At 46.2% G+C, this 21,984-nt stretch carries 22 protein-coding genes; 6 read left to right on the top strand and 16 right to left on the bottom strand.

The window, feature by feature from the left end; genetic code table 11:
• Positions 1–451: 451 nt before the first annotated feature.
• From Selli1_RS07325 to Selli1_RS07310, 4 genes are all read left to right on the top strand, one after another.
• Positions 452–892 carry an RNA polymerase sigma factor gene (locus Selli1_RS07325; RefSeq protein WP_018112814.1) on the top strand — a complete coding sequence of 147 codons (441 nt, stop codon included), beginning with the start codon at positions 452–454 and terminating at the stop codon, positions 890–892.
• A complete protein-coding gene (locus Selli1_RS07320) occupies positions 873–1,130 on the top strand; it encodes a helix-turn-helix domain-containing protein (RefSeq protein WP_009905237.1) in 258 nt (85 codons plus the stop codon). Before Selli1_RS07325 ends, Selli1_RS07320 begins: the two co-directional genes overlap by 20 nt.
• Before the next feature lie 420 nt (positions 1,131–1,550).
• A complete protein-coding gene (locus Selli1_RS07315) occupies positions 1,551–1,754 on the top strand; it encodes an excisionase (RefSeq protein ID WP_009905235.1) in 204 nt (67 codons plus the stop codon).
• A 79-nt stretch (positions 1,755–1,833) separates the two neighbouring features.
• Positions 1,834–3,027 (top strand): site-specific integrase, encoded by a 1,194-nt coding sequence (locus Selli1_RS07310; RefSeq protein WP_044477098.1) that lies wholly within the window; start codon positions 1,834–1,836, stop codon positions 3,025–3,027.
• A 574-nt stretch (positions 3,028–3,601) separates the two neighbouring features.
• Here the strand turns inward: Selli1_RS07310 and Selli1_RS07305 are convergent.
• The 12 genes from Selli1_RS07305 to Selli1_RS07250 all read right to left on the bottom strand — a co-directional run bounded on the left by Selli1_RS07305 (position 3,602) and on the right by Selli1_RS07250 (position 17,582).
• A complete protein-coding gene (locus tag Selli1_RS07305) occupies positions 3,602–4,813 on the bottom strand; it encodes a tyrosine-type recombinase/integrase (RefSeq protein ID WP_281872598.1) in 1,212 nt (403 codons plus the stop codon).
• Between the two features lie 148 nt (positions 4,814–4,961).
• Positions 4,962–6,179, bottom strand: coding sequence for a tyrosine-type recombinase/integrase (locus tag Selli1_RS07300; RefSeq protein ID WP_119205546.1), 1,218 nt, complete (start codon positions 6,177–6,179; stop codon positions 4,962–4,964).
• Between the two features lie 84 nt (positions 6,180–6,263).
• Positions 6,264–6,494, bottom strand: a complete 231-nt coding sequence (locus Selli1_RS07295; protein ID WP_002571063.1) for a helix-turn-helix domain-containing protein — start codon at positions 6,492–6,494, stop codon at positions 6,264–6,266.
• Between the two features lie 552 nt (positions 6,495–7,046).
• A complete protein-coding gene (locus Selli1_RS07290; RefSeq protein ID WP_117500098.1) occupies positions 7,047–7,460 on the bottom strand; it encodes a sigma factor-like helix-turn-helix DNA-binding protein in 414 nt (137 codons plus the stop codon).
• A 637-nt stretch (positions 7,461–8,097) separates the two neighbouring features.
• Positions 8,098–10,731, bottom strand: coding sequence for an ABC transporter permease (locus Selli1_RS07285; RefSeq protein WP_281872596.1), 2,634 nt, complete (start codon positions 10,729–10,731; stop codon positions 8,098–8,100).
• A gap of 12 nt (positions 10,732–10,743) precedes the next feature.
• Positions 10,744–11,409, bottom strand: coding sequence for an ABC transporter ATP-binding protein (locus Selli1_RS07280; protein WP_281872595.1), 666 nt, complete (start codon positions 11,407–11,409; stop codon positions 10,744–10,746).
• A gap of 211 nt (positions 11,410–11,620) precedes the next feature.
• Positions 11,621–14,272, bottom strand: a complete 2,652-nt coding sequence (locus tag Selli1_RS07275) for an ABC transporter permease (RefSeq protein WP_281872594.1) — start codon at positions 14,270–14,272, stop codon at positions 11,621–11,623.
• Positions 14,273–14,285: 13 nt separating this feature from the next.
• Positions 14,286–14,951, bottom strand: coding sequence for an ABC transporter ATP-binding protein (locus tag Selli1_RS07270; RefSeq protein WP_281872593.1), 666 nt, complete (start codon positions 14,949–14,951; stop codon positions 14,286–14,288).
• A 143-nt stretch (positions 14,952–15,094) separates the two neighbouring features.
• Positions 15,095–16,126 (bottom strand): sensor histidine kinase, encoded by a 1,032-nt coding sequence (locus tag Selli1_RS07265; protein WP_281872592.1) that lies wholly within the window; start codon positions 16,124–16,126, stop codon positions 15,095–15,097.
• Positions 16,123–16,809 carry a response regulator transcription factor gene (locus tag Selli1_RS07260; protein WP_281872591.1) on the bottom strand — a complete coding sequence of 229 codons (687 nt, stop codon included), beginning with the start codon at positions 16,807–16,809 and terminating at the stop codon, positions 16,123–16,125. The genes Selli1_RS07265 and Selli1_RS07260 overlap by 4 nt, the downstream gene beginning before the upstream one ends.
• 61 nt (positions 16,810–16,870) lie before the next feature.
• Positions 16,871–17,047: a helix-turn-helix domain-containing protein gene (locus tag Selli1_RS07255; RefSeq protein ID WP_002594731.1), complete on the bottom strand. Its 177-nt coding sequence runs from the start codon at positions 17,045–17,047 to the stop codon at positions 16,871–16,873.
• Positions 17,048–17,168: 121 nt separating this feature from the next.
• Positions 17,169–17,582, bottom strand: a complete 414-nt coding sequence (locus Selli1_RS07250) for a sigma-70 family RNA polymerase sigma factor (RefSeq protein WP_281872590.1) — start codon at positions 17,580–17,582, stop codon at positions 17,169–17,171.
• Between the two features lie 36 nt (positions 17,583–17,618).
• On the opposite strand from Selli1_RS07250, the gene Selli1_RS07245 reads away from it, so the two are divergent.
• A complete protein-coding gene (locus Selli1_RS07245) occupies positions 17,619–17,813 on the top strand; it encodes a hypothetical protein (RefSeq protein ID WP_281872589.1) in 195 nt (64 codons plus the stop codon).
• Between the two features lie 256 nt (positions 17,814–18,069).
• Here Selli1_RS07245 and Selli1_RS07240 read toward each other — a convergent pair whose 3' ends face one another.
• Both Selli1_RS07240 and Selli1_RS07235 read right to left on the bottom strand, forming a co-directional pair.
• Positions 18,070–18,831: an EFR1 family ferrodoxin gene (locus tag Selli1_RS07240; protein ID WP_281872588.1), complete on the bottom strand. Its 762-nt coding sequence runs from the start codon at positions 18,829–18,831 to the stop codon at positions 18,070–18,072.
• Position 18,832: 1 nt separating this feature from the next.
• Positions 18,833–19,441, bottom strand: a complete 609-nt coding sequence (locus Selli1_RS07235) for a TetR/AcrR family transcriptional regulator (RefSeq protein ID WP_148336279.1) — start codon at positions 19,439–19,441, stop codon at positions 18,833–18,835.
• A gap of 309 nt (positions 19,442–19,750) precedes the next feature.
• On the opposite strand from Selli1_RS07235, the gene Selli1_RS07230 reads away from it, so the two are divergent.
• Positions 19,751–20,107, top strand: a complete 357-nt coding sequence (locus tag Selli1_RS07230) for a helix-turn-helix domain-containing protein (RefSeq protein ID WP_121057038.1) — start codon at positions 19,751–19,753, stop codon at positions 20,105–20,107.
• A 223-nt stretch (positions 20,108–20,330) separates the two neighbouring features.
• Here the strand turns inward: Selli1_RS07230 and Selli1_RS07225 are convergent, their stop codons facing one another.
• Positions 20,331–21,743, bottom strand: coding sequence for a relaxase/mobilization nuclease domain-containing protein (locus Selli1_RS07225; RefSeq protein ID WP_281872586.1), 1,413 nt, complete (start codon positions 21,741–21,743; stop codon positions 20,331–20,333).
• 56 nt (positions 21,744–21,799) lie between these two features.
• Positions 21,800–21,967, bottom strand: coding sequence for a hypothetical protein (locus Selli1_RS07220; RefSeq protein WP_226861341.1), 168 nt, complete (start codon positions 21,965–21,967; stop codon positions 21,800–21,802).
• Between the last annotated feature and the right edge of the window lie 17 nt (positions 21,968–21,984).

Genomic DNA, 21,984 nt, shown 5'->3' with positions numbered 1-21,984 from the left:
GCTTCCCTGGTCCACCAGCCTGCCAGCTGATTGTCACAGCAAACTTAAAAAGTAAGAGACAGATTTTCCCCTGGTAAGTGCCGGGGGATTTTTTGTTTTGTCAAGGTACGGATGATTACCTACTTACGCTAACATAAATTAGCGGCATTTAGGAGGGCTGCCGCTATGGGGATTTCTTTGTTGCTATACAGCATACATAGGTTACATTCATTAAAAAAAGTATAGCTCCCCCACCGGACAAGTCCGACTATACAGATGAACTATCAAATCAATTAAATACTGCTGTTATTTCCTATGCGTCGGTCTGCGCCTTGCAGATGGGCGCATTTTGCATTTTACAGAAGATTTTTCAAAGAAATTTTCGCTTTCGTCCGGCGTTTAAAAAAGTCGTCTGTATTATCCCGCGAAAAGGGGAGGTACTACCGCCTTTCGGCAGAAAGGAGGTGATTACATGGAACCTAATCGCAGAGAATTTCAGAAGCAATGTGTCTTTCAAAGTTTCTGTAAACGGGTGCTACACAACGAAGCCTGTAACGCCCATGATGAAATCCGGCGACGCAGGAAACGGGAAGTTTCTTTTTGTGACCTTGCCTTGCATGAGGAACGGCAGCTTTACACTACGGATAAATATTTTCAAGCTGAAACAGCCGAGCCGACTTATCAAATGGCAGGAAAAGAAATAACCCCGAAGTTATTGCTTGAAGCAATACGCACCCTGCCGGAAGAAAAGAGAACTGCTATACTTCTGTACTATTTCGAGGGCATGACTGACGTGGAAATCGGAAAAATGTTCAATACGTCGCGCAGCACGATACAGTACAGACGGACAAGCTCTTTTGAACTGTTAAAGAAATATTTGGAGGAACACGCTGATGAATGGAACGAATGGTAATCAAAACGACTACCCGGAAAATGCCCTTGTTCCCTATCCCGTTATTTTGGCGGCGAGCAAAGGCGACCCGGACGCTATGAAAATGGTCTTGCAGCATTTCAGCGGCTACATAGCAAGTCTTTCCATGCGGAAGCTCTACGACGAGCGCGGCAATGTCTATTATGGCGTTGACGAGGATATTCGGGAACGGCTGCAAGCAAGACTGATGAGGGCTATCCTCACTTTTCGGGCTGAATAACCTACGCGATATTGGAACGCTTCTTTCCCCTTTTCCGTTCCATACCGCAAGACAGCCCCCTGCTCTTTGATAAAGAAAGCGGCGCAATAGAACGGCGACGCAGCATAAGGCAAATCGGATACGTTCCTTTTGTGCCGAGCCATGCGGCGGGTACGCCATGACCTTTCTCTTAACAGAAAAGCGAGCGAGAAATACCACACCGTAAAGCAGGGATAGCAGCCTGCGGGCGATAACGCACAGAATACATAATGATACTTCCTTACAGCCATAGTCCGAGCGTTAGAAGCGTCGCAGGCAATGGGTAGGGCTTCGGCAGACCGCCGGAGGGGTGCAAGTCCCATGAGGTTACGCTAATAGCCGTCCGATTAAAGCCTATGTTACAGATTGATTTTTGACCCATTAAGAAAGGGGGACGACAAATTGAACAATAACGACGTGCCGATTTGGGAAAAGTACACTCTTACCATAGAAGAAGCAGCAAAATATTTCCGTATCGGAGAAAGCAAGCTGCGGAAACTGGCAGAAGAAAATCCCGTCCCGGACTGGGTAATGATGAACGGAAACCGTATTCAGATTAAGCGTAAGCAGTTTGAAAAAATGATTGATACGGTGGACGCAATCTAATAGTGAAATCGAGCCTTGAATGTGGTACAATGTAGTCAAGCATATCAAGGCTCTTTCCATTATGGAAAGGAGCATAACGATGTCGGAAAAAAGACGGGATAATAAAAATCGTATTCTCCGCACCGGAGAGAGCCAGAGAAAAGACGGGAGATATGCCTACAAATATATAGATACCTTTGGGAAACCGCAGTTTGTTTATTCTTGGAAGTTAGTGCCTACGGACAAAACCCCGGCAGGAAAGCGCGACGATATAGCGTTGAGGGAAAAAGAGAAAGAAATCCAAAAAGACCTTGACGACGGTATCGACCATATCGGAAAGAAAATGACGGTCTGCCAACTCTACGCAAAGCAGATACGCCACCGGGCAAATGTGCGGCATGGTACAAAGCAGGGGCGAAAACAGCTCATGCGGATTTTGCAGGAGGATAAACTTGGAGCCTGCCGGATTGAAAATGTGAAGCTCTCCGACGCAAAGGAATGGGCGTTACGCATGAAAGAAAAAGGTTACGGCTTCAAGACTATCAACAACCACAAGCGTTCCTTAAAGGCTGCCTTTTACACAGCCATACAGGACGATTGTATTCGTAAAAATCCATTTGACTTCCAGTTGAACACAGTCCTTGAAGATGATACGGAACCAAAGGAACCTCTATCCCCTACGCAGGAAGCGGCTTTTCTGTCCTTTGTACAGCATGATAAAGTCTATCAGAAATACTACGACGAGATTATCATACTGTTAGGGACAGGGCTTCGCATTTCGGAACTCTGCGGACTGACGGAAGCTGACATTGACTTAGACAAACAGCTTATCAATGTAGACCACCAACTTTTGAAGATTGCAGATGTGGGCTACTATGTGGAAACGCCTAAGACGAAAAGCGGCAACCGGGTTATTCCTATGAGTGAAAAAGTGTTGGAAGCATTTCAACGGGTGCTAAATAAACGGAAATATGTACAGCCTGTTATTTTAGAGGGCTACACAAAGTTTCTGTTCCTTAACCGGAACGGCTTGCCAAAAGTGGCAGTCAACTATGAAAGTATGTTCCGGGGGCTTGTAAGGAAATACAACAAAACGCAAAAGGTCGCATTGCCAAAGGTAATGACACCGCACACCTTACGCCACACATTCTGCACCACGTTAGCAAATGCGGGAATGAACCCTAAAGCATTGCAATACATCATGGGACATTCCAACATCAATATGACGCTGAACTATTACGCACACACAACTTCCGAAACGTCAATAACCGAAATGAAGCGGCTGATTGCATAGTAGTAAATGGAGAATTTACTACTCCACATACTACTTTTGAACACAAAAACATACGGGGATATAAGAAGATTTGAGAATATCTTCCATGACGAAAAATGCCGGAAAAGCCTGTAACAATAGGCTATACCGGCATATAAGAACTTTTGAAAAGATAGTCAAAAATTACTTTGTGATTTTACATAAATCATACGGTTAAAAATAGATATTTATCTCATGGAGCCGAATTCGTTTCCGATTGCCACGGACAAGATAAAAAATTTCATATATATAACCGTACAAGCAGTTTCATTTGGAATTGTTTTGGCTGATTTTTGCCTTTGAATATGTTCGAATACTAAGATTTGCTTTGTGATTTGTTTTAGAAAAATCCCGGAAGCCGAGACTTCCGGGATAAAAATTCTTCTGATATTCTTCGTAAACGTGAGATTAACGTTTGGAGAACTGTGGTGCTCTACGAGCTGCTTTGAGACCGTATTGCGCGAGTTTTTGAGCTGTTTTCCCTTGATATTCCGGGCTTTTCCGGCTTTCTGCCTCTCAGTTATCCGGTGTGCGGACCATAAAAAACGGCCTTTTTTCATTCAGCGACAGGCTGATGAAACGCACCATTTACTACCCCAAACAACTCCTCTGGTTTATTGTACTTCACTTTTGCATAAATGTCCATAGTTGTTTTGCTGTTTTCATGTCCGGCAAGGTATTGTACTGTCTTTGGATCAACGCCCGCATAGAGAAGATTGGTGATGTAAGTGTGCCGTAGCTGATGGGGTGTCACATCGAAGTCCAGCGTATATTTGATTTTGGGTTGATTCTTCTGGGTCATACCCAGCGTTGGAGTAACCGTATATTTGATACTCTCCCCATTTACATACTTATAATAGTTTCGGGGCTTGGTGGAGCGGACAACTACATACTGCCACACTCTTTGAAACTGCGAAGCAGCCAGCGGCTCTCCTTTGCTGTCAGCGATCACATAATCTGATATGGAATTTTCTTTCGCTTCTCTCAGACAATCCACCAAACACTTCGGTATCGGAATATCCCTTTTTGCTGCCGGAGTTTTTAGCACCGTAGAAATCACGGGTCTGTTATGCTCTGTACGCCAAGCCCGCCTTACCGATAAATAAGGTGTATCCTCGTCCAGAAATACACAATCCCATTGCAGTGCAAGAATTTCTTCCCGACGCAGACCGGAATACAAACCGAGCATAATAAACAAATATGGAGGAAGCCCCTTGACTGTATCCAGAAGCACGGCTACCTGCTGATCTGTCAATGCCTCCTTCTTTTTTGTCGGTTTTCCGCCTTTACCGGATATTCCTGCACAGGGGTTGTGTTCAAGGATTTGGTTTCGCTCTGCCGTATAAAAAATGCACTTGAGCAGCATATTGACCTTATTGTATAAGCCTTCTGATTTCTTTGACAATGGAACAAGAGCCAGCCGAATATCGTCAGCAGTCACTTCTTCCATATACATCTCTCCCAGAGGTTTGATGATATAGTTTGTCATATCCCTCGTATAACCTCTGAGTGTAGACGCAGACACCTTTGCCGACTGCATCAGCAGCCACTTCTCGCCATACTCGGCTACTGTCGGGTGCTGCCGGTGAAAGATAATTTCTTCCACCTGCTTCCGGGCCTCTAACTGCTTCTCATACAATTCTTCACAAGTAGCGGCATACAAACTCAACTCTTTGCCATCTGCATCCGTAATCCTGGTTCTGTAATACTGGATTCCTTTCAATGTAATGGTCCCGTACTTCGGGATCTGTGTTTTCTTTTTTGCCATCTTTGATCGTCCTTTCTTGATAATGTGTAGTCTCCGTATCTACACTCTCTTTTTATCAGAAAGCCTCGATTTAATCAAAGATACGGCTGATGCAAAACAAAGAGCGAGACATCCTTGCCTCGCTCCTGCTTTATTTCCTATTTTATTATTACTGTGCTGCATCCCAGCTTGCAAACGCGCAACTCATTGATCTGACCAGCTCATCCGGCCTGTTATACTTAACCTTTGCATAGATGTCCATGGTAATCTTGCTGCTTTCATGGCCTGCCAGGTATTGAACCGTTTTGGGATCTACCGACGCATGAATAAGGTTGGTGATGTAAGTATGCCGCAACTGATGGGGTGTTACCTCAAAGTCCAGGCTGTAAACCACTTTTCCGTTATGAGCGGCCTTTTCTCCCAAGACAGGTGTGACAGTATGCTTTACTCTTTTTCCATCTTCATACCGATAATAGCTCCGTTCCTTGACCGTTCTCGTAACAATATACTGCCACAGTCGCTTAAACTGCGTATAGGACAGCGGTTCGCCATCCCGGTTTGAAACTACATATTCCGAAGTCGAAGTTTCCTTTGCTGCTTTCAAGCACTCGGCCAAACAAACAGGGAGGGGGATATTTCTCTCCGCAGCCTTGGTTTTCAATTCATCCGAAATCACCGGTCTGTTATGTTCGGTGTGCCATGCCCGTCTTACCGTCAGATATGGAGTATCTGTATCCAGATATACTGAATCCCATTGCAGTGCAAGAATTTCTTCCCGCCGTAGCCCTGCATATAAACCAATCATGACAAAGACATAAGGCGGCAAATCCCGGATAGCATCCAAAAGGCGCGCTGCCTGTTCATCTGTCAAAGCCTGACGATCCTCTTGTGGAACACCGCCACCTTTTGTTGTCAGATAAATCGTTGGGTTATGGTCAATAATCCTGCTTTCCATCGCTGCGCGAAAGATAGACTTGTAAAGGATTACCACAGATTTATAAACCGATGCAGATTTCTTGGAAACCGGAACAAGGGCAAGCTGAATATCATCCAGGCTAACCTCACCCATCCGTTTATCTCCCAATTCCGCTATAATATGCCGCCTGACCTTTGAGGTGTAATCCGTCAAAGTAGTAGCTCGTACATGAACCGACTGCATCAGCAGCCACTTTTCACAATACTCTGCAACTGTGGGCGTTTTCCGATGAAAAGTGGCATTCTCAATCTGTTCCAATGCAAGCGTTTCTTTGTTATATAGTTCTTCAGGTGTTTTTGCGTAGAGAGCTACGAGCTTTCCATTCGCATCTTTGATTCTGGTCCTATAATATAGGACACCTCTTTTCATAACTGTGCCATATTGGGGAAGCATTATTTTTCTATTTGCCAATTCCTCCACCTCCTAAGAATAGTCTCCAGCGCTGTACCTTTGTTTTATCAAACATCTCTGATTCCATCAAGGATACGGACTGGCTCACGATCTTCCGCTCCGAGGCTTACGGTAAGTTGTGCTTCTCTCAACAGGCTTTGCCCTGTGCGTACATTTTGCGATATACTCTTGGAGACCCGCCGCAGTAAAATACACACAGCCATTCTGAACATACTGCACATAAGAAATCAAGCCGTTGTTACGGGCGGCATCCAGCGTTGCGATGCTGATTCCTAAGATTTCAGCAGCTTCTTTTCGTGTAATAAGTTTTTCCATAGACCATATTCCCTCCAATCTGTCAAGGTTATCATCGTGCTTTCAAAATCACATGAATACGCTGGCAGCCGAAACTGCCAGCGCATGGTATCTGATTTTGAATAGAAAACGACCACCTAAGAAAGTAATCACTTCCTATTTTAATGTAACTCAATTCTCGCCACATTTGCCACGCAACCCTGACGATGGGAACATAGCAGGTCTCCGCTGGCGCGGTTGTCATAACTCCGCAGCGTCGTTTTACTCGTGCGCCGCAGGGTTCCCCCCAAGTCTTTAGGAGGCCGTGAGGAAGTATCTTTAAGCCCCCGTGCAGTCCTCGCGCCGGATCTGCCACCATCCGTTTTGTGGAATCGTAGATCGCTCCAAAGCAGCTTTGTTCATCACCTCCCTGACTGCTCTATCTTCGCGGCGTTCCACACTCGCTCGTACACGGGTTATGTACCTGTTATGCTGTCTATGAAATTGTCAAAGTGCTGTTGAAGGGGGAAAACTTGTCCTTCTTATTAACTCTGACAAAAAGAGCAAAAAACGAGCGCACCAAACGAAACTTTTTCAAAAATACTTTGCCAGCTGCTTCAGACCACGCCGGATGCTGTCACGGACACGGCTTGGGTCTACATCCTCCGCTACTGCTATCTCGCTCACACGCATACCCAGGTAATACCGAGCATAGATCCGCTTGGCCTGCTTCTCCGGCAGAGCCATCACTGCGGCGTAGAGCTGCTCCCGCAGCTGCTTTTCCTCCAGGAGCATTTCCGGCGTCTGGGGCTTCATCAGGATCGCATTTTCAATGCCGTTATCACAGTCCAGGGAGTAATGCGCTTTATAGCGATACATCCTCCGGTCATAAGCAGCTTCTGCACGCTCAGCGGCACGGATCGTCTCCAGCACATCTTCTGTTACTTCTACGAAGTGATCGTTTTTATAAACATCGGGATATAAGTCCCTAAGATTGACTTTCTTCATTATGTACCTCCATTTCGATTCACGGGCGGTTGACGAGTGAATCGAAAGGAGGCGGGGATCGACAGCGACATACTTCGCACGCCTTCCCGAAAAATCGACAGCAAAAAACGCCAACTCCCCATAACGGGAAATCGGCGCAACAAAAATACCTACTATTCTGCTGATTTAGATGGAACGATAATACTGATAGATAGTCATACTCCCCCGGAGGAGGGGCAAGACTTTTTTTAGCTGGTGTAACTCATGGCTATTGTGAATGACAAAAATTGACATGGCGGCATCCTCCTATGTGCCGCCGTACCAGATTGCAGGGTGTAGGGTCGTCGTTCATTTTAGATAGACGAAAGGAAACGGCGGCTCTGATTTTTTCAAAGCCACCGTTGCAAAGTGCATAACAATATAGTCGCTGTACGATGGCTTTTTTTCTTTTGCCATCGTGCGGCAACTTTTTCACTTTTCTTTTATTTTAACAGGCAATCCTCACAGAAATGTCACGGGCATACGCCATTTCGACAAAATAACAAGCTGAAATCTCACCAATCTGTGAGATTTCAAATTTTTTGAGGAAAGCCGAGAGGAAATGCCTCCTCCCGGCTTTCAATAGGTTTATGATTATTTATTGTAGCAATCTCTGCCGTTACTCCGATGTCCTCAGCCGCTCCACCACAGTTCCCTTGTTAAAGAAGTGGAGAACGATTAGCGGAATGACCGCAGCCAGCAGCAGATAAAGCACACCAATGACCAGAACGGGAACCAATGTAATATTCAGAGTAAAGAACCACATGGAAGGGCCATTCAATGCGCTCTTTAGCACTGTGACTGCCAGGATCGCTGCGACTGCTCCGCCGATAATGTCTGCGCCTGCGGCATAATAGATGCCCTCATAGACCATCAGGCGGCGAAGCTGCTTGCCGGTCATACCGATGCTCTGCATGGTAGCAAACTCATGGCGGCGGGTGATGATGTTGGTAATAATCATGTTGGTAAAGTTAATCAGTCCTGCAAAGGCCATGATGCAACCAATCAGACCGCCGATAACCAGGATCATGCTGCGGACCGAATCAAGCTGCTCTTTCAACAGCTTGGTGGAAGTATAGGCAACCGAAGTATTTTCACTCACATAGCTGCTCAAAAATTCTTCCATCTGCGGCTGCAAGGCTTCATCCACATTGAATCCATAAGTCAGCAGCGTGGGAGCGTCATAGATTTCCTTAAATACAGTGTCCGGAAGATACACAAAAGGAGCATCAGCGGCGATGTGCGCCTGGGCGGTGGCGCCTGTCGGCGTTTCGGTTTCCGTTCCCACGAGGATCGCTTTCGCAAGGATAGTGCTGGTTTTGACCAGTTCCCCACCCTTGTAGAAGGAAATGCTCTCTCCAACCTGTAACTGATCGGTCAGCGGAGTGTTCTTTGGTTCCTCTGTCAGTTTGTCCATGGGACAGCCAATAATGACATATTCTCCGGTAGCCATTTTCTGAGTTAAGGTTTCGGCATCTTTTTCGCCTTCAAAAATACGCATATCCGCCCAGAAATTCTCGGAGGCTCCCATCACATTACCAAAATAGCGCCTTTCGGTATCAGAACTTGTGTACAGGCTATATCCCTGATAGCTTTGATTTACGACGCCTTCTTCCTCGTGGAATAGCTCTATGCCACTTAAATCTTCAAACCCATAGTCAACCAACACATTTCTATCGTCTTTTGTATTTCGGTAAAGATAGCGTTCATCCTCAACTCCGGGCTGTCCGGCAATCAGATCCACCGCCTGCTGTGAGAGCGTATCTTCATGGTGCTGAACGCTTTCCATTACATTAAATGCGGCGGAGTTATAGACATTAAAATCTGTTCTGGTAACACGGTTTACCCACTTTTCTTCATCAAGGCTTTGCGTCACAATGATGATAGAGTTAAACAGGACGATGCACAGAAGCAGGGAAATAATGATGAACGCTGAACGCCGACGATTGCGCCCCAGGTTGGAAAAGGCCATGCGGGACAGCTTTACTCCATTGGTACGCTTGGCACTTCTCTTTTTATAGGCGTTCTGCTCGGTGTAGCGGATCGCCTCCAGAGGAGAAATCTTTGCCGCCTTTTTTGCAGGCTTCCGGGTGCTGATAAACACGGTCAGGATTGTAAAGAGAGCGGCAATAACAAAGATCAGGGGCGAGGTCGATACGGATGTACCCACCATAGAGTATTCAAGGTTAATGATCTCTGTCACGATAGGAAGCAGCACCCAACCGGCAAAGAAACCGGCGATCAGACCAATAGGCAGCCCGATCAGCGTGAGCCAGACTGCCTGACGGTTCACAATGCCCTTGATCTGCCGTGTGGAAGTGCCAATCGTCCGCAGCAGGCCGTATTGACGAACATCCTGCATCACAGAAATATCAAAGATATTGTAGATCAGCAGGTATCCGCACACGACAAACATCAGGATAAATACAACAGCAAACACGATGGACTCTGATGAAGTCAATCCCTGGGACATTTGATTTTCAGAGGCGAGAATGAAATTGTCTGCGCCCATATCCTCTGGATTGCCGCCAATGGAGTAAACGAACTCATTCAACTGCTGCTGAACATTTGCTTTATTCTTCAGCACGACATCGGAAAAAGTAACGCCGGACATTTCATGGTCTACCGCATAAGTGTTCTGGACCACATCGGGGTTTTCCTTTATAAACTGCTCTGAAACAGTCGCAACGCTCACAGAGTCATTGCTTGCTTCCCACCAGCCGGAAAGCACCATATCGTAATGATAAGTTTTCCCCCGCAGTTCAAATTCCAACGGAACCTCTGCGCCGATCTCAGGTTCTACACCCAGCGCCTTCAGCGCCAAATCCGTAGTGGCGATCTCATTCGCTTTCTCCGGTGCAGCTCCGTGGGTAGGCACACAGAAGGTCAGTTCCTGTTGCACACTGTCCGCATAATTGATCTCAATGGAATGGCTGGAAGTGTTGCTTGCATAGCCAATGATACGCCGGTGGCCTGCCTGGTCCACAAAATCGCTGTTTACAAGCTGCTCGTACTGTTCCTCCGTCATATACCCCAAAGTGCCATCCGCCTTGCTGCCTTTCTGCATTTGCAGAGAGAGTTGGATGGAGGACGCCATATTGAACGCCAGGGAAGTGATAGAGGTAAATAGGAAAGCAGTCAGGATAATTGCCAGCAGTGCAGCCAGATTGCGTACCTTATTCTTCTTGAAATAGCGTTTGGATAGCTTGGTAATTACTTTGGAATTATTGTTGCCAAATAAAATATCATTCATAGTCCCACCCCCTTACTGTACGATCTTACCATCCTCGATCCGAATAATGCGGTCGGCAAGCTGAGCGATCTCATTATTATGGGTAATCATTACGAGGGTCTGGTGGAATTTTGTGCTGGTAACTTTCAGCAGGCTCAGCACATCGCTGCTGGTCATACTATCCAGATTGCCGGTAGGCTCGTCAGCCAGAACGATAGCAGGCTTCGATACCAGAGCGCGGGCGATGGCTACACGCTGCTGCTGGCCGCCGGAGAGATTGCTGGGCATATTGTTCAGCTTATCCTCCAGCCCCAGCATCCGCACCACTTCTTTCATAAACCTTTTGTCTACCTTATTTCCGTCCAGTTCTACGGGCAACACGATGTTTTCGTAAACATTTAGAACTGGTACCAGATTGTAGTTTTGGAAGATGAAGCCGATTTTTCTCCTGCGGAAGATGGTAAGCTGCTCATCTTTCAATGTAGAGAGGTCGCGCCCATCCACAATGACCTTGCCGGAGGTAGGCACATCCAGCCCGCCAATCATGTTTAACAGCGTGGATTTACCGCTGCCGGAGGTTCCAACAATCGCTACAAATTCCCCCTGCTCAACAGAGAGGTTCACACCATCCAGGGCCTTTGTGATATTCGGCTTTGTGCCGTAGTATTTTTTCAGTTCAATCGTCTGCAAAATGCTCATAGAGAACCACCATCCTTTCTTTCACTTAGACCCATTGTAACGAACAAACCTCACAGAAATGTCACGAGCCACAAAAAATTTCCGCTAAATTCGGCCCCAAATGTCACAAGTTCGTGACATTTGAAAAACCGGGAGAAAAATCCCCCGGTTTTCGTGTCCCACAGCCGCATACGACGGCGTAGGAAGTATTCACTTGATATGGCTGAGCCTGTTATTCATTTACCCGAAGCCGTTCTACGACACTCCGATTGTTAAAGAGCCGGAGCGCGACAACGGGAACGATAAATGCCAATACCAGAAATAGAGCCAGCATAATCAGTGCAGGCAGCAAGGTCATCTGGAATGTCATCATCAGACTGGTTGGACCGTTTTCTACAAAAGCCCTTACCAATGTCATGCCAAGCGCCCCCGCAGCCAGTGTACCAACAATCCCTGCCAGCAGCACATAAGAGAAGCTTTCAGAAATTATCATCTTTCGGAGCTGCCGGTTCGTCATGCCGATGCTCTGCATAGTAGCAAACTCATGGCGGCGCGTGATGATATTGGTCATAACCAGATTGATGAAATTGATCAGCCCCACCAGAGCAAATACAGCGCCGATCACTCCACCGATCAGCAGGACGACATTTTTCACACCGGAAACAGTCGCTTTCATTGTCAAGATGGAGGTGTAGGCAACATCTGTATCTTGCGCCAAATGGTTCTCCATATCCTGTTGGTACTGTTCCTCTACATCAAAGAGGAAACCATATAAAGTAGGCATTTCATAAATCTCTTTGAATTTGTTTTCGGCCATATAAATCCCGGGACCTTCTATCATTCGCGAGATGTTAGAACCACCGCCAGTCAAATCTACTTCGCTGTCAGTACCCGCAACTTTTGCAATCACCGTGAATTTCTCGGTTGGTATTCCATTTTCATAAAATTGAATGGTATCTCCAACTGATAGACCATAGTAATTGGGATTCTCCGAACCACCCGCTAAATTACCTCTATCATTATATTTTGCTACTAAAATTACATTGTTTTCATTCCATAGCTTTTCTTTCAGGACAGACAAATCAGTTTCACCCTCGATAATATCCACTCTATCTAAGAAGTTTTCCGAAAAGCCAAACACATTTCCGAGAGGATGGTTATCCGCAGCCAGTGCAGCACGATTTCTTTTATTTCTTGTTTGGTAAACCCCCTGGTTGATGTGCTCCGGCAACATTTGGCTATTTTTATATGTGTTATCAACCACATAGGGAGTTCCCCAATCACAGGAAATATGGTCATCTTCAAAAGTGTTTCGGTATAGGTAGACTTCATTCATTACTCCGGACTGCTGTTCGATTTCCTGTACCGCCCTCTCTGGAACAGCGCTGTTATGACCAAAGTCATTTCCAAATGCCGCTTGAATGCTTGGGCTATATACCATAAAATCACTTCGGGTCTGTTTTGTAATATAGGCATCTTCGTCAAAACTGCCGCTGAATATAAACACCGAGTTCAGAAGGACAATGCTCAGAGTCAGGGAGATCACAATAAAGACCGTCCGGCGCTTATTGCGTTGGAGATTGGCTTTCGCCATACGGGGAATAACTGCTCCGGCATTTGTCTTTTTCCGCTTTATGGAAACAGTATCCTGTTCTACATAGCGGATAGCCTCGATAGGTGACACACGAGAGGCTTTCTTCACCGACTTTCTGGTACTGATATAAACCGTAAGTCCTGAGAACAGGATCGCACCTACGATAATGCCCCAATATGGGAGCGTACCGACCTCAATGTTTCCTCCGCTGTAATCAACAGCAAATATCTGGAGTGCCACAGGCAGAATACTGCGACCAAGTAATATGCCGAAAAGCAGTCCGAATGGTGTACCAATCAGGAACAGGTACAGCGCCTGCCGGTTGACCAAACGCTTGATCTGCTGGGAAGTAGTTCCCACAGTCCTCAGCAGGCCATACTGCCGAATGTCGTTGGTAACTGCAATCTCAAATACATTGTAGATCAGCAGATACCCGCAGAACATGAACAGGATTCCAAACACACTGGCTACCAGCCACATCATAAGACCACTGTCACCGGAAATGATGGGGTTAAGGGCAACGCGAACCGCGTTGTCTGCATTGATATCGTCCGGATTGCCGCCGATATTGCGGACAAGCTCTGAAATGCGGTCCTTTACCATATAGTTATCCCGCATCACTACATCCGCACTATAAATGCCGCAACCAATACGCCCCTGCGTAATATCACTCATCATCTCTGGATTTTCTTCCAAAAACGCCTTAGAAACAATGACCGATTCAGATTTTTCGTTTGGCGTGTCATAAATACCGGATACGACCATATCAAAATGATAAATTTGACCACTTTGACGGGCCTTCAATTCAATGGGAATTTCTGCCCCAATTTTTTCTTCGATGTTCAGATCCTTCAGTATATTGGCAGAAACCAAAACCTCATTTACTTTTTGAGGGGCAGAGCCTGTACGCGGCGTCAGCATCCGAATCTCCAACTGGGCCTGATCGGCGTAATCGACCTCTGCAACACGCCGGTTGGTGTTGGTCATAATATCAACAGGTACCCAGCAGCCCACCTTTTCAAACATGGCATTTTGTTTTAACTGCTGAAACTGCTCCTCGGAAAGTCCCTGCACCAGAGCATCAGCAGATGACCCCATCAGTTTTGCCATGCTGTATTCCAGCGTCCCACTGGCACCCATGCCAATGGTCAGGACTGCCGTAAAGAGAAAGGTTGTCAGGGCAATCGCAATGACCGCAATCACATTCCGCATTTTGTTGCTTCGGAAGCTGCGGTTTGCCAGCTTTTTGATGACAGCCTTGTTGTTATTGCCAAATAGAATGTCATTCATAGTCCCGCCCCCTTTACTGCATAATCTTACCATCCTCGATCCGAATGATACGGTCAGCAAGCTGGGCGATCTCACTGTTATGGGTAATCATCACGAGGGTCTGGTGGAATTTCTGGCTTGTGGTTTTCAGAAGCCCCAGCACATCGGCGCTGGTTTTGCTGTCCAGGTTGCCGGTGGGTTCATCAGCCAAAACAATAGCGGGCTTTGACACCAAGGCGCGGGCAATGGCTACGCGCTGCTGTTGGCCGCCGGAGAGGTTATTGGGCATATTGTTCAGCTTATCCTCCAGCCCCAACATCTGTACTACTTCGTTCATAAACTTCTTGTCTACCTTGTTTCCGTCCAGCTCCACAGGCAGCACAATGTTTTCAAAGACATTCAGCACCGGCACCAGATTGTAGTTCTGGAAGATAAAGCCGATCTTTCTTCTGCGGAAAACGGTCAGTTCTTCGTCTTTGAGTTTGGACAGCTCCTTGCCATCCACTACAACCTGGCCGGAGGTAGGCACATCCAGCCCGCCGATCATGTTCAGCAGTGTGGATTTACCGCTGCCGGAGGTTCCCACGATGGCTACAAATTCGCCCTTTTCTATGGAGAGGGTCACACCATCCAAGGCTCTGGTAATGTTCGGCTCTGCGCCATAATATTTTTTCAGTTCAGTCGTTTGCAAAATGCTCATAAAGAACACCATCCTTTCTTTTTGATAAACCCATTGTAACGACCAAACCTCACAGAAATGTCACGAGCCACAAAAAATTTCCGCTAAATTCGGCCCCAAATGTCACAAGCCTGTGACATTTCAATTTTTGGGGCGTGTCGGCGCTACTTTCGGAGTAGGAAAACAGAAAAGGTTGAGCCTTTCCCGACCTCGGACGCCACCCTGATATAACCGCCCTGCAAGGTCACGATCTCGCGGGCCAGATACAGGCCAATCCCAATACCGTCCACATCATGCACCGCATCTTCCCGGTAAAACCGTTTGAAAATCGTCCCCTGGTGCTGCTCCGAAATGCCGATGCCGGTGTCGGCAATGTCGATCTGCACATACATTTCCCAGCCTTCCACGGACACACGGATCTGTCTGCCTGCCGGGGTGTACTTCACTGCGTTGTCCAGAATGTTGAACAGGGCTTCGCTTGTCCATTTTCTATCGTGACACGCATCCAAATGCTCCGGGCATTCCACCTGCACATCTATTTGTTTCTTTTCGGCATTGAGCAAAATCCCGCCCAAGGCAGCGGCAAGGGTATCATAAACCGGCTGCAGTTTTTGCTCCAGCGAAATGACTCCGGTTTCCAGGCGGGAGGTTTTAATCATGGCTTGCATGAGGAAGTCCAGCTTATCAAGCTGGCTGGCCTGGGCTGTCAGAAATTCCTTTTGCTTCTGTGGGGGAACCTCGTTTTCAAGCAGCGTGTTGTTAATCATCTTCAAGTTGGCAATCGGGGTCTTGACCTGATGGGAGATGTCAGAGATCAGCTCTTGCAGGTCAGCCCGTTCCTTTGCGATGCTGTTTTTATTTTCCTGCATAACTTCGTACAGCCGCCCCAGCCGGTAGTTGATTTTATAGAACAGGCTTTCTTCCTCAACCGTCTGCTTGGGCTGCATATCCCCGGAGAGCATATCATCCATCTGACCACAAAAGGCATCGGAGAACCGGACCAGCTTCCGGCGGATCAGGGCCACAAAGAGGATAACGCAGAGCAGTACAAAAAGACTGAACAGGAACACACACCGGACAGCGGTTATATTCCGGGTCAGCAGATAAACAGCGGTGCAGACTGCACCAACTGCCAGTAGCAGAAGTGTTCCCAAAAGGACGCAGGCTTTGTTGATGGAGAGTTTTCGCATATTCATTTGAGCGCCCCTCCGATCCACATATAGCCCATGCCGTACACTGTCTTGATGTACTGGTGTCCATCCGTTTCAATTTTGTTCCGCACCCGGCTGATGGCTGCGGTCAGGGCGTGTTCATCCACAAAGTTCCCATCGGCATCCCACAGTTTTTCAAGAAGCACCTGCCTGGTCAAAACATTCTGCGGGTTTTTGGTCATGATTTTCAAAAGCCGGTATTCCAATGGAGTGAACACCAGCGGCTTACCAGACAAAGAAGCAGTCATTTCCGAGAAATTGATGGACAGTGCGCCGTCCTCATAGCTATCCCCGCCGCCAGACTGCTTTGCCAGCCTCCCCAGCACCACAGACAGCTTCTTTTGAAAGACGCTCATTGGAAATGGCTTGATCACATAGTCCTCTGCACCCAGTTCATATCCTTTGAGCATATCGCTCTCCATATCATTTGCGGTCAGGAAGATCACCGCTGTATCCGGCCGGCGCTCCTTTACCTCACGGCAGAAATCAAAGCCATTCCCGTCCGGCAGGTTTACATCCAACACGATCAGGTCATAGTCCTGCTTTGTCAAAAAATTGCTGGCTGCTGATTTTGTCAATGCAGAGTCCACGACATAGCCCGCAGCATCCAGGTTATAGCACAAGGTATTATTCAAAAGTCGGTCATCTTCGACTACTAAAATTCGCATTGTATCACACTCCTTCATTCTTAGTGTAGCATCCAAATGTCACAGAAACCTCACGAGAAGATTATTTTTTTGTATTTTTGAAACGACGGTCTGCCGGTTTCTCTGCATCCTTGGGAATCAGCCAAATGGTAGCCATCTTTACAGCGCCGGGGATACGCCCACCGGCACACAGATAATTGATCTGCCTTGGGGTAACACCCCATTTTTCACTTGCTTCTTTCAGCGTCATATAATCCATATAGTTTCCCTCCAATATGGCTTATTATATTTCTTTCACTCGAAGAATACAAGGATGCAAATGGGGCGCAAGGCTATGTGCCAGAAGCACTTTGAGACCTTGCGCCCTTTGTTATTCTATCCTAAAAATACTTTGCCAGCTGCTTCAGACCACGCCGAATGCTGTCACGGACACGGCTTGGGTCTACACCCTCCGCTACTGCTATCTCGCTCACACGCATACCCAGGTAATACCGGGCATAGATCCTCTTGGCCTGCTTCTCTGGCAGAGCCATCACAGCGGCATAAAGCTGCTCCCGCAGCTGCTTTTCCTCCAGAAGCATTTCCGGTGTCTGGGGCTTCACCAGGATCGCATTTTCAATGCCGTTGTCGCAGTCCAGGGAGTAATGCGCTTTATAGCGATACGTCCTCCGGTTATAGGCAGCTTCTGCACGCTCAGCGGATCGGATTGTCTCCAGCACATCTTCTGTTACTTCTACAAAGTGATCGTTTTTATAAACATCGGGATACAATTCCCTGAGATTGACTTTCTTCATTATGTACCTCCATTTTGATTCACGGGCGATTGACGAGTGAATCGAAAGGAGGCGGAGATCGGCATCGACATACTTCGGGAGCTTTCCCGAAAAATTGACAATAAAAAGCGCCAGCTCCCCGCAATGGGAAACTGGCGCGACAAAAACACCTACTATCCTGCTGTTTTAGATGGAACGATAATGCTGATAGATAGCCATACCTCCCCGGAGGAGGGGCAAGGCTTTTTTTAGCAGGTGCTCGTGGCTATTATGAAAAAAGGAAAAAATTGACACGGCGATACCTCCAAGATACCGCCGTATCCTTAAAAAAGGGCGACTTTAATACACCCTCCGTATTCTTATTTTTCAAAAGAAAACGGCGGTCTGAAATTTGTTATTTCAAAACCGCCGTAAGGCTACTGTATTTTGTTTTGGCGCACGAATATCCAGCCACCGAAACAACGGTTTTTTTTATTTCCGCTGGGTGGCTATATTCTTATCGTAAAGTTTACAGAAAATCTTCTACGCGATGCTGCTCTATTACTTCTTTTCCAATAAGTGTAATCGCCCTTTGAGGACACTGGTTAATACACCGATAGCACATGGTACATTGATCATGAGCCTGAACTCTATTATCAATTATAGAAATGTTTTTCATCGGACAAAGCCCTGCACACTTTCCACAACAGATACAAGCGTTAGGATCAATATGTAATTGATCTGTGTATGAGCGTGTTTTGTTGTAAAACCATAGTCTTTGTCCTAATAACCCCGCAATATGGTAAAACACATTTATTCCTTCCTGTGGGGGACGGTTCTCTTTTAATTGATGTGCCGCTTTTATTAACTTATTTGTGGCATCTTTTATAAGCTTTCGATTTTGGGGTATTGACCTTTTTAGCGTCTTAACATCACAAATACAATCCGGCATTTTAATGTGAAGCCCTCCTATGATATGAGCCCCATATTTTTTCATCAGTCTGGAACCAAGTCCAGCTCCATCCCCACTAAATAGTCCCATAGTCGCAATAAAAAAAATCCTTTTCCCATACCATACGGTATGGTTTTTCACAATAAAATCTCGGACAATTTTGGGGAGATTACTATAATAAATCGGATATGCAAAAATAATTTCTTGATGCTGGTTTATAGCCTCTAAAATCGAATTATCTTCTATCGAAATGATAGGAGAACCAGAAGCATATACTGATACAAATTTCTTTATACAATATTCCGTATTTCCTGTACCGCTAAAATATATTCCAATCATTTTAGTCCTCTGTTATTTTCAAAAATGAAAGAGCAAAAATATCCATATAATCAATTACTTTTTGTTTCCAGTTTCCATTATAAGAAACATTATTCATTGTTGCCAATGATGTCAGTCCATGTATGAAAGCCCACAATGCAATAATGACATCAATTTGTTTTTCTGCTGGATAGTTTACACGGTTCAACAGTTTAGAAACAACAGTTTTGTAAATGACAAACGGCCGAAAGTTTTCTGCATCTGAACCCAAAAAAGTTAGGTCTATTTTTGCATTGGATTGAGAATATATGAACGAAAAGTAATGTGGATTGTCTACGAAAAACGAAACATAAGCAACCCCCATATTTTTCAAAAGCTCTGGAGTGTTTTCATAATTGAGGATAACCTGATCCAGCATTTGCGAAAATTGATCCGTAATATGTTGTTGCATAGCATCCAATAATTCTTCTTTACTCTGAAAGTGGCTATATGGAGCGGCATGGCTTACACCACAGGCCGCAGCTACTTTACGGAGAGAAAAGGAATGTAATCCTTCGGAATTAACAATTTCAATTCCTTTTTCAATTAGGGCGTTTCTTAAATCCTTATGATGATATTGCTTTTTAGGCATAACTGTACCTCCAAAAATCTTTACACTGTCTACATTATATCTTTTTATCTTTACACTGTCAAGTTTTGCAGTGTAGATAATTCAAGATATATATTACCGGAAAATGTAAAAGTAAAATACAGTGTAAGTCTCCATGCTAAAAGCAAATTAAGATTTTCTACTTTGACATTAAATGTGTTCGTTATGCAAATTCTTGTTGCACTATACTTTTCAATTTTGTAATCGGCATAATCAAGCCTATCGACCAGCATAATAAGGTTATTCCTTTGTGCAAATCGGCACGATAGAATATACTTGAGGTGAGTGATTATGCCGATTGATGATTTGACTGCTTTGGGGCAAAAAATGCGGGAAGCCCGAAAGAAAAAAGACCTGACACAGCAGGAGCTTGCGGATCTAAGCCATGTATCTGTCAAGCAGATCGCCAGCATTGAAAAGGGACAAATCAATCCGTCCTATTTGATTTTGAAGGCATTGGCAAAGGTGCTTCCGCTCTCCCTGGACACTCTGATCAATCCAGATGTTTCTCCAGATGATGAGGGAGCCAATCAGATGAAGATGCTTTATTGCAGCTGTCCGTCAGAAATGCGTGAAACCCTCTTGCATCATACGCAGGAGACCGCGAAAGAACTAACAGAACTATCCGAGAAATTTGAAACGAATTGAGCCGGTGAGTGAAATTTGACTGTTTCCTCACTGGCTCCTTTCATTTCCGGGTAAAAAGAGGCAAGCAATGCCGGTGTTAATACACACCGACCCGCAGAGCGCAAAATCCCTCCGTGATTTTCCTCTCCGCTTGCTTGTTGAGGGCAGCGCCCCCAAGCCCCTTTGAACACAGAATTTCATTCTGTGGCTGCGCGTTCTGCGAACGCTTTTGACCAGGACCAGCTTACCGCTGGCCGTGGTCTTTTTCTTTTTCAACATCCTGTTCTATCTCCATTTTCAGCACTCGATCTACATTGGCCTTTGCCGTTAAAAGCTCCCGCATTTCCTCACGGGAACGCCGGTACTCGGCATAGGTCTTTTTCTTTTCTTCCAGCAATTTCGCGTACTCCGTCTGCAACTCTTTGACCTTGGGCAGCTTCTTGACTCCCATCTCATCAAAGGCATTCTTAGCAGCCTGGTGGAGCAGAATTTCTTCCTCATGTTCCTCCCGGAATTTCTTAGAGTAGCCCGCCTTGCGGTATGCCACATAGACCTCACGGGTCTTGGCATAATTTACGATGTGAGTACGCAGAACAGCAATCTCTGCCATGCGCTTTTCAGCCGCTTTGATCTGCGCCGAAAGCTCATTGTGATGTGCCGTGGCAGCCGCAGCCTTTTCTTCCAAAACCGCATACTCCAGCAGGTTATGCTCTGACAAGTAATTCATGGTCTGTGCCATTTGTTTCAGATTGAAAACCTTGGCCCATCGAGCATAACCAGCACCTTTTCCTGCCTGCAATTTTGCCTGAATGTCCACCAGCAGATTGACCTTCGGCGGCTCTGCCTGTGTGACTGTTTTCTTTCGTGGGATATGCGCTTTCTTGCCGGAGAGAACTGCCTGCAAATCTTCCAATCCATATCCTTCGCCCAGGCTGTCCATGCGGGCGGCTTTCTCCCAACCGGGGAGCTTCAGGCGATACGATTTTCCGCGCTTTGATACTTCACAGTCGGACTCTTTCAGCAGCTTCAGCAGTTCCTCAAAATTAGCAGGGCTTTGTGATAATGCGTTGTCAATCGTCACACGAAGCAGCTCTCGGTGAGAGGGCTTTGCCTGATCGCCCAGCCATTTGTTATAGCTCTTTCCGTGAGGGTTCGGATTCTCCACAATGGACAGTCCGTTTTCGACGCAGATGGTGTCACTTAACTGTCGGACTGCCTTGGTGCTGCCCCAAAAGTTTCGGAATTTCCGGTCATATTCTAAGCTGACCGATGACCAGATAATGTGATTATGAATGTGCGACTTGTCTATGTGAGTGCAGACCACAAAGGCATGATTGCCTTTGGTAAAACGCTTGGCAAATTCTACGCCCAGCCGATTGGCTTCCTCCGGTGTGATCTCACCGGGGCGGAACGACTGGCGCACATGATAGGCAATCACATCATCCGCACCTCGCACTCGTCCGGTCGCGGCAATGTACTGCCGCTTTGCCAGAAGGAACTCCGCATCCGCAGTCCGACTGTCACACCCATAGCCGGTAATGAGCCTGCCGTTATCTGTTTTCTTTGGATTGGCCACATAGTCGATGATGTCACTGATCGCCCGACTTTCTGTGCGGCCCTTGCCGACATGAAGCGGCATGATTCTTGTGGTTGCCATAGGTCAGACCTCCCTCTCGAAAAAGAAAACGGCCTGCCGTAGCAGACCGTCTTGTGTTAATTTTCTATTTTGTATCTTATGACAGGAATCTGTTTTACTTTTTTGCCGATCGTTTGCCTTTCCAGTGCAAAGACCATGTTTGGTGTTCTTTCAAAAAAGCCTTCATCCTTTTTCCAACTCATACCGCATTTACAATGCTGCAAACCAATAAACTGCTGTTTCATTTTCCTGCCACAATTCG

The organism is Sellimonas catena (genome assembly GCF_027924685.1).
Classification (GTDB): Bacteria; Bacillota; Clostridia; order Lachnospirales; family Lachnospiraceae; genus Sellimonas; species Sellimonas catena.
This window is presented reverse-complemented; position numbering and strand designations above follow the sequence as displayed.

What these genes read in the sequence shown, in the direction of transcription:
- Selli1_RS07290 (WP_117500098.1), bottom strand. Translation starts at nt 7,460, where the DNA reads ATGAAGAAAGTCAATCTTAGGGACTTATATCCCGATGTTTATAAAAAC.
- Selli1_RS07310 (WP_044477098.1), top strand. Translation starts at nt 1,834, where the DNA reads ATGTCGGAAAAAAGACGGGATAATAAAAATCGTATTCTCCGCACCGGA.
- Selli1_RS07280 (WP_281872595.1), bottom strand. Translation starts at nt 11,409, where the DNA reads ATGAGCATTTTGCAGACGATTGAACTGAAAAAATACTACGGCACAAAG.
- Selli1_RS07220 (WP_226861341.1), bottom strand. Translation starts at nt 21,967, where the DNA reads ATGAAACAGCAGTTTATTGGTTTGCAGCATTGTAAATGCGGTATGAGT.
- Selli1_RS07240 (WP_281872588.1), bottom strand. Translation starts at nt 18,831, where the DNA reads ATGATTGGAATATATTTTAGCGGTACAGGAAATACGGAATATTGTATA.
- Selli1_RS07295 (WP_002571063.1), bottom strand. Translation starts at nt 6,494, where the DNA reads ATGGAAAAACTTATTACACGAAAAGAAGCTGCTGAAATCTTAGGAATC.
- Selli1_RS07305 (WP_281872598.1), bottom strand. Translation starts at nt 4,813, where the DNA reads ATGGCAAAAAAGAAAACACAGATCCCGAAGTACGGGACCATTACATTG.
- Selli1_RS07225 (WP_281872586.1), bottom strand. Translation starts at nt 21,743, where the DNA reads ATGGCAACCACAAGAATCATGCCGCTTCATGTCGGCAAGGGCCGCACA.
- Selli1_RS07230 (WP_121057038.1), top strand. Translation starts at nt 19,751, where the DNA reads ATGCCGATTGATGATTTGACTGCTTTGGGGCAAAAAATGCGGGAAGCC.
- Selli1_RS07320 (WP_009905237.1), top strand. Translation starts at nt 873, where the DNA reads ATGAATGGAACGAATGGTAATCAAAACGACTACCCGGAAAATGCCCTT.
- Selli1_RS07325 (WP_018112814.1), top strand. Translation starts at nt 452, where the DNA reads ATGGAACCTAATCGCAGAGAATTTCAGAAGCAATGTGTCTTTCAAAGT.
- Selli1_RS07270 (WP_281872593.1), bottom strand. Translation starts at nt 14,951, where the DNA reads ATGAGCATTTTGCAAACGACTGAACTGAAAAAATATTATGGCGCAGAG.
- Selli1_RS07265 (WP_281872592.1), bottom strand. Translation starts at nt 16,126, where the DNA reads ATGAATATGCGAAAACTCTCCATCAACAAAGCCTGCGTCCTTTTGGGA.
- Selli1_RS07285 (WP_281872596.1), bottom strand. Translation starts at nt 10,731, where the DNA reads ATGAATGATATTTTATTTGGCAACAATAATTCCAAAGTAATTACCAAG.
- Selli1_RS07235 (WP_148336279.1), bottom strand. Translation starts at nt 19,441, where the DNA reads ATGCCTAAAAAGCAATATCATCATAAGGATTTAAGAAACGCCCTAATT.
- Selli1_RS07275 (WP_281872594.1), bottom strand. Translation starts at nt 14,272, where the DNA reads ATGAATGACATTCTATTTGGCAATAACAACAAGGCTGTCATCAAAAAG.
- Selli1_RS07250 (WP_281872590.1), bottom strand. Translation starts at nt 17,582, where the DNA reads ATGAAGAAAGTCAATCTCAGGGAATTGTATCCCGATGTTTATAAAAAC.
- Selli1_RS07255 (WP_002594731.1), bottom strand. Translation starts at nt 17,047, where the DNA reads ATGGATTATATGACGCTGAAAGAAGCAAGTGAAAAATGGGGTGTTACC.
- Selli1_RS07260 (WP_281872591.1), bottom strand. Translation starts at nt 16,809, where the DNA reads ATGCGAATTTTAGTAGTCGAAGATGACCGACTTTTGAATAATACCTTG.